This is a genomic window from Verrucomicrobiota bacterium (assembly GCA_016871535.1).
In the GTDB taxonomy this organism is placed as follows: Bacteria; Verrucomicrobiota; Verrucomicrobiia; order Limisphaerales; family SIBE01; genus VHCZ01.
The window spans coordinates 1-7,299 of sequence record VHCZ01000296.1; the positions used below are offsets into that span (position 1 = coordinate 1).

At 60.1% G+C, this 7,299-nt stretch carries 7 protein-coding genes; all 7 read left to right on the plus strand.

What is annotated here, in order from left to right; translation table 11 throughout:
* Positions 1-140: 140 nt before the first annotated feature.
* Positions 141-335, plus strand: a complete 195-nt coding sequence (locus FJ398_24250; GenBank protein ID MBM3841008.1) for a hypothetical protein — start codon at positions 141-143, stop codon at positions 333-335.
* Positions 336-430: 95 nt separating this feature from the next.
* Positions 431-1,717, plus strand: coding sequence for a branched-chain alpha-keto acid dehydrogenase subunit E2 (locus tag FJ398_24255; protein MBM3841009.1), 1,287 nt, complete (start codon positions 431-433; stop codon positions 1,715-1,717).
* Between the two features lie 284 nt (positions 1,718-2,001).
* Complete coding sequence (gene lpdA / locus FJ398_24260; protein ID MBM3841010.1) at positions 2,002-3,426, plus strand: dihydrolipoyl dehydrogenase; 1,425 nt, start codon at positions 2,002-2,004, stop codon at positions 3,424-3,426.
* Between the two features lie 558 nt (positions 3,427-3,984).
* Positions 3,985-4,209: a response regulator transcription factor gene (locus FJ398_24265; GenBank protein ID MBM3841011.1), complete on the plus strand. Its 225-nt coding sequence runs from the start codon at positions 3,985-3,987 to the stop codon at positions 4,207-4,209.
* Positions 4,210-4,537: 328 nt separating this feature from the next.
* Complete coding sequence (locus FJ398_24270) at positions 4,538-5,266, plus strand: polyprenol monophosphomannose synthase (GenBank protein ID MBM3841012.1); 729 nt, start codon at positions 4,538-4,540, stop codon at positions 5,264-5,266.
* Positions 5,267-5,372: 106 nt separating this feature from the next.
* Complete coding sequence (locus tag FJ398_24275; protein ID MBM3841013.1) at positions 5,373-6,983, plus strand: Gfo/Idh/MocA family oxidoreductase; 1,611 nt, start codon at positions 5,373-5,375, stop codon at positions 6,981-6,983.
* A gap of 7 nt (positions 6,984-6,990) precedes the next feature.
* Positions 6,991-7,299: YkgJ family cysteine cluster protein (locus FJ398_24280; protein ID MBM3841014.1), on the plus strand; the 309-nt coding region annotated here is incomplete at its 3' end.

Below are 7,299 nucleotides of genomic sequence, written 5' to 3' on the forward strand. Positions count from 1 at the left end.
GGCGCCTGGCCGGCTGCGGCGTTGCTCGTCGGTCACAGCCCCAAAACGGGGATGCTCCCTCCTCGCGCCTTGCATCCGGCCAGGCGGCGCTCCCGCCAAAACCGGAAGTTATTTTTGCACAGACCCTTAACTGAGAAGCTGTGAAACAATTGAAGAATCCTCCAGCACCCAAGAAACTCGTTTTGGCTATCAAGAAATTACAACAGTGCGTTTTGGCAATTCCCAATTTTTTCACAGCTTCTGAGGCGTTGCACGTGATGATCGTTCAACGCTTCGTCCCTGTTGAGTCGGCTTGTTCCAATTTTCTTGCTGACAACGCTAAAACCTATCCTTAGCGTTTGCCGCTCGCTGTTCCCGGCAGTGCGAGCTTGATCCTGGGAAGCCAACCTCTCGGCCGATTCTCGCCTGCCGAATCGACTGCGCACGATCTATGGACATCAAACTTCCCAGCCTGGGCGAAGGCGCGGACTCCGGCACCGTGGTCAATATCTTCGTCAAGGAAGGCGATTCCATCACAAAGGATCAGCCGGTCCTGGAGCTGGAAAACGAGAAAGCCGTCGCGTCCATCCCCTCCACGGCCGCCGGAGTGGTGTGCCGGATTTTTGTCAAAGTCGGTGACAAGCTCAGCGTGGGGCAACGAATCCTCTCGCTGGCGGGCGGTGACGCGGATTCCCCGGCCACGGAAACGCGAGTCGCAGCGCCTGCCGTCCCTTCGACTTCCGCATCAGGCGGCGTGGCCGCTAACACTGCGGAAACCGGAGCTGCCCCAAGCGAGGACGACGCCGAACCGTCCAGTGCCTCTCCCGTGGCCTCTCCTTCCATCCGCAAGCTGGCTCTTGAACTTGGGATTGATTTGCGGCGCGTGCGCGGCAGCGAGCGAGGCGGCCGCATCGGGATGGCCGATCTCAGAGCGTACATCCAGCGTTTGCAGGAAATCGCCGCCATTACGAAATCCAGCGCCAAAGTTGCACCCACGGCCAAACCTGTCGCCGAATCGGTTGACTTTTCCAAATGGGGACCGGTTTCGCGAACGCCGCTCTCGGCGCTGCGCAAAGTGATCCGCCGCCGAATGGCCGAGAACTGGACGGCGATTCCCCACGTCACCCAGTTCGACGAAGCCGATATCACGGCGCTCCAGGAATTGAGAAAGAAACACGCGCCCGCGTACGAACAGAAGGGAGCACGGTTGACGTTGACCCCCTTCCTTCTCAAAGCGCTCGTCCAGACGCTGCAAAAGCATCCCATTTTCAACTCCAGCCTCGATGAAGCGACCGAAGAGATCGTCTTTAAGGAATACTTTCACATCGGCATCGCGGTGGATACGGAAGCGGGACTGATTGTTCCCGTGATTCGGAACGTGGATCAGAAAAGCCTGCTCGAACTTTCCAAAAACCTCGAAGCCTTGGCCCAGAAAGCCCGGGATCGAAAGGTTTCCGCGGACGAACTCAAGGGCGGCACCTTCACTGTATCCAATCAAGGCGGCATCGGCGGCGCGCATTTCACGCCGATCGTGAACAAGCCGGAGGTCGCGATTCTCGGATTGGGCCGGAGCGCGTGGAAAGCCGTGGTGCGCGAGCAACAAATCGTCTCTCGCCTGATGCTGCCGCTGGCGCTGTCCTACGATCATCGCGTGATCGATGGAGGGAGCGCGGCGCGGTTCGTCGTCGAACTGGTCGCGCGGATCGAGAATTTCGTGACGGAGAATCTACAACCATAATCTGGCGGAGTATTGGAGTGATGAGTTCCCTCGCGGAGTCTGTCTCCTGTTTTGCGCGCTTACCGGAAGGCAGAGCAAGTCTCGGAAACCGATTTTGCTCAGTTGGACGGCCTTGCTTTCAAACTCGAAAACGGGCTACTGAAGTTAATCGATGTCTTGAAGCGCAAACAACTTGATGGCGATTGGATCGACCACTCGGTCGTAAAAGAGCGCAACACAGCATAGCAGTGCCGCTAAAAGCTCTCCACCGCAACACTCCACTACTCCATCACTCCACTCCCTCTATGGACCCCATCCAAACTGAAATCGTTGTCGTCGGCGCTGGGCCGGGCGGATACGCCGCCGCCTTCTACGCCGCGGACAAGGGCAAGAAAGTCATCCTGATCGAGAAAGACGAACGTCTCGGCGGCGTTTGTCTGAACCGCGGATGTATTCCTTCCAAGGCCTTGCTGCACGCCACGCACCTGATCAGCGCGGCCCGCGAATCGCACCAGCGCGGAATCGTTTTCGATCCGCCCAAAATCGATCTGGCCAAACTGCGCGCCTGGAAGGAGTCCATTCTCCAGAAGCTAGGCCAGGGCATCGCGTTTCTCGCGCAGAAACGCGGCGTGGCAATTATCCACGGCCGGGGCTATTTCGAGGACTCGCGCACGTTGCGCGTCGAGACGGAGCAAGGCCAGAAATTCATCAACTTTCAGACCGCTCTCGTCGCCACCGGCTCGAAGTCGGCTCTGCCGAAAGCGTTCGATCTGGGCAATCCCCGGATCATGACGTCGCGGGAGGCTCTCGAAATCGAAGACGTTCCCGCCACCCTGCTGATCGTGGGCGGGGGCTACATCGGGATGGAATTGGGAACGGTTTATGCCGCGCTGGGCAGTCAGGTGGTCGTCGTGGAAGCGCTGGATTCCATCCTCACGGGCGCTGACGCCGACCTGGTCCGTCCGGTCGTCGCTTATGCCAAAAAGGCGTTCAAAGAAATCCGCCTCAAAACCAAAGTCTCCAAAATGGCGACAAGCGGCAAACAGATTAAAGTCGAGATGGAGTTGAACGGCCAACGCACAGAAGAGTGGTACGACCGCGTCCTGGTTGCGGTGGGCCGCGTGCCCAACTGCGATGACCTCGGCCTGGAAAACACCCGGGTCAGCCGCGATGACAAAGGCTTCATCAAAGTAAATGAAAAGCAGCAGACGAGCGATCCGGCCATCTTCGCCATCGGCGACATCACCGGCGGCGTGTTGCTCGCGCACAAGGCCGCTAAGGAGGCGCGCATCGCCGTCGAGGTGATAACGGGCGAAGCCAGCGCCTTTGAAGGCGTGGTGATACCGGCGGTCGTCTTCACCGATCCGGAAGTTGCCTGGTGCGGCTTGACGGAAGCCGAGGCCAGGCAACGCAACGTTCCGATCAGCGTGGCGAAGTTCCCGTGGGCCGCCTCGGGACGGGCGTTGACGTTCGATCGCACCGACGGCCTGACCAAGCTGATCATCGACCCGCAAACCGAACGCATCCTCGGCGTCGGCATCGTCGGGCACGGCGCGGGCGAATTGATTGCGGAAGGCGTCCTGGCGGTCGAAATGGGAGCGACGGCGAAAGACCTGGCCCTTTGCGTGCATCCGCACCCGACATTGTCTGAGACGCTGATGGAGTCCGCCGAAGTGTTCTTCGGCCACGCGACCCACGCGCACACGCGCAAGAGTTCTGCGTCACCGTAACCCTTCAGTTATGGTAACGACGGCGGAGCGACGCTCCTGCGGGGCTTCTCTTCGATGGCATTGGCTCGGCGGGAGCCTCGCCCCACCTTAGTGGTCCATTTCATAAATACGCTCACGTTCGCGGCAAGGGATTTTTCGGCCAGACGAGGCGCGAGCGACGAGCATATCCCGAAGTGGATCTGTAAGGAGCGAGCAACGAAGTCTGGCGAAAAAGAACTGCCGCCCTTCGGGTTGCGCCGAATTTTGCCTGGGGCTGCGTTGCTCCTCGGTCACAGCCCCACTGGCGGGGGATGCTCGCTCGTCGCGCCTTGCCCCAGGCCAAATTGGGCGCAACGAACGTGAGCGTATTTACGAAACGGACCACTTAGGCTCTGTGCAAAACCGGAATTTATTTTTGCACGGACCCTTAATTGCCTTAACTGAGGGGTTACGCGTGACCCATTGACCCATTGTTCTTCGTGACGCGCGGGCGCAATGCCGTTAGAGTCGGCCCGAGTTTAGGCTTGCGCTCCAGTCGGAGGCAGGTGCATAAGCAAGCCGTTCGAGCGCTAGAGCCGGATGCTGAAGACTCTTGGTAAATGTAACGGTCGCGAAGCGGTTCCAAGCGGCCGGAGTCGCGGCGCCGAAGTCCGGGTGAAGGGACTCCGTCAGGACCAACACCATGCTAAAAAACATCTCAGCGTGAAAACGGTCGAGACGCATCGCGCGCACATTAAGGAGAAACTCAACCTGAAGAGCGCGACCGAGTTGGTCCAGCATGCCGTCCAGTGGCGGGAAACTTGAGAGCGTGTCCGAAAATTGCGCGAGGTCCTGCGGCGAGGGATTTTGGCTGTGGCCAAGGCGGCGAGGTCCAAGCATCCCCACCGCGGGCTGTAAGGACCGAGCCAACGCAGGCCACGGCCAAAAGACCCGCCGCCCGGAGGGTTTTCGCGCCTAAAGGCCGCCTGGCTTCGTTGCTCCTCAGTCGAAGATCCAGGGAGGATATTCTCCTTCGTCGCGCCTTGCCATTCGGCCTTTGGAGCCAAAACAGGACCCCGCGGAATTTTCGGACACGCTCTGAGCTTTCTTTTAGCCGCGTCTCCATCTATTTCTCTGCGCGCACGAACTCGGAATGAGCGCGGAGACTTTAGTCATCGTCCCCACCTACAACGAGCGGGACAACTTGCCGGCGCTGGTCCAGCGCGTTCTGGCGCTGCCAGTCACCGTCGATTTGTTGATCGTCGATGACAATTCGCCCGACGGCACGGGCCAACTGGCGGATTCGCTGGCGGCGCAACATCCGCAAATCCACGTGTTGCACCGGCAGGAGAAGAGCGGTCTGGGACGCGCGTACTGCGCCGGATTCGCCTGGGCGCTTGAACGACAGTACGCCTTCATCTTCGAAATGGATGGCGACCTGTCGCACAATCCCGATGACATTCCGTCCTTTCTGAAGGCTGCGCAGAATGCGGATCTGGTGTTGGGTTCGCGCTACTGCCATGGCATCCGCGTCATCAACTGGCCCTTGAGGCGTCTCATGCTCAGCCTGTGCGCGGCGAAATATGTTCAGATCATCACGGGCATGCCGTTCACGGATCCCACCGGAGGCTTCAAGTGTTTCCGGAGAGCCACGCTGCAGACGATCGATCTCCAGTCCGTGGACTCCAACGGGTACAGCTTCCAGATCGAAATGACCCACAAAGTTTGGCGGCAGGGATTGCGCATCGCGGAAGTGCCGATCATTTTCACCGACCGCTTCCACGGCACGTCCAAGATGTCGCCGAAAATCGTCCGCGAAGCGCTCCACATTACGTGGCGGCTGCTGTTTCAGAACCGGCTGCACCGGTCACCCCGGGGATAGCGCTCAGCCATCGGGCTTTTTCCTCGCCTGGAAACGGTGGGAAGTTCATTCTTGAAATCGTCGTGAGAAAACGGACTTCCAACAATCTCCCACTGAGTCCCAGCCTATGAAAACCAGCGACACACACCCGGCCAGCCCCCATCAAACCGCCCCCCAGCCCCAGCCAGGCGTCCTTTCCCGGCGCAAGTTCGTGCTCGCGGGAACGGCGGCCGCCACGGCGTTTACGATCGTCCCGCGCCACGTCCTGGGCGGACAAGGCTACGTCGCGCCCAGCGAGAAGATCACCCTGGCCTACATCGGCTGCGGCACGCAGGGATTGCGGGAAATGCTCCGAATGCTCGCGCAACCGGAAGTGCAAATCGTCGCCGTGTGCGATCCCGTGAAAGACGGCCACGATTACGTCGATTTTTCGCGGGACGGTTTGCGCTCGGCCATCGCGAGCGCGCTCGGCAAATCGGACTGGCGCCGCAACGCGCCCGGAATTCCTGGGGGCCGCGACGTAGCCAAGGAACTCATCGAGACTTCGTACGCGAACCAGCGCGCTGCGGAGAAATTCAAAGGCTGCACGACTTACGCCGACTTTCGGGAGTTGCTGGAGAAAGAGAAGGACGTGAACGCGGTGAAAATCATGACACCGGATCATCTTCACGCCACCATCGCGATCGCGGCCATGAAGAAGGGCAAGCACGTGCTGGTGCACAAACCGCTCGCCAATCGCCTGCATGAAGCCCGGTTGGTAGTGGAAACGGCGCGCAAGACGAAAGTCGCCACGCATTTTTTGCCGGCGAACGACGGCGCGCAGATTCGGGCCATCAAAGCGTGGATCGACGACGGCGCGATTGGAACGCTGCGCGAGATTCACAACTGGTCCAATCGCCCGATGTGGCCGCAATATCCAACCCTTCCCACGGACACGCCGCCGATTCCGGAAGGCTTTGACTGGACGCTCTGGCTCGGCCCGTCGCTCGACCGGCCTTATCACCCGAACTACACGCACTGCGTTTTCCGTGGTTGGTATGAGTTCGGTGGCGGCTCGTTGGGGGACATGGGCCATTACAGTCTCTGGTCGGTGTTCAGGCTGTTTGAACTCGAGGCGCCGATCTCCGTGGAATCACGCCCCGTCCATGCGTGCACGCTCAAGGGCAAAGTGGCCGTGACGCTGAAGAACGATTACTCCTTCCCGGCCGCGGGCACGATTCGCTGGAAGTTCCCGGCCAAGGAACAACGGCCGGCTCTCGACCTCTTCTGGTACGATGGCTCGATGAAGCCGCCGACGCCGGAGGAGTTGGAAGCCGACGGCAAAGAGTTCGCGCCGGAAGGCATGATGTTCGTTGGGGACAAAGGCAAAATTCTTGCGGGCTTCCGCAGCGAGAGCCCGCAGATTATTCCGGAAAAGAAGATGCGCGACTATCGCGCGGCAAAAAACCTCCCGGAACCGGCGCCAGGCCAACGGGGTCGCGGCCCAGGGCAAGGGATGGGGCGGAGCGACTCGGCCTGGGTCGCGGCCTTCAGGGGCGGCAAACCGACCTACGGCGATTTTCTGCTGGCCGGGCCGATCTCGGATGCGTTCACGCTGGGCGCAGTTTCACTGCGCATGGGCGGGCGACGGTTGCTCTTCGACGCCGCCGCCGCGAAGATTACAAATGTCGCCGAAGCGAACAAGCATCTGACGCGGGAGTATCGCGAAGGCTGGAAGCTGACGGGAGCGGACACGTAGTTCACGCATGCCGATCTTCCTCGAATGTCAACGTTGCACCGCTTGCTGCCGCTGGCCAGGGCAAGTGCGATTGACCGAAGCCGAAATCGCGCAGGTTGCGGCCTTCAAGGGCCTGAGCGAACAGGATTTCATCCAGCAGTTCACCCGGCTCCGCCACGATCGTCGCCGGCTTGTATTGCAGGAAAATCCGGATGGTTCCTGTGTGTTTCTCGAAGGCCATGATTGCTCGGTTCAAGCCGTCAAGCCGCAGCAATGCCGGGATTTTCCGAACCTCTGGAACTCTCCCGGCTTCGAGAAAATCTGCCACGCCATCCCG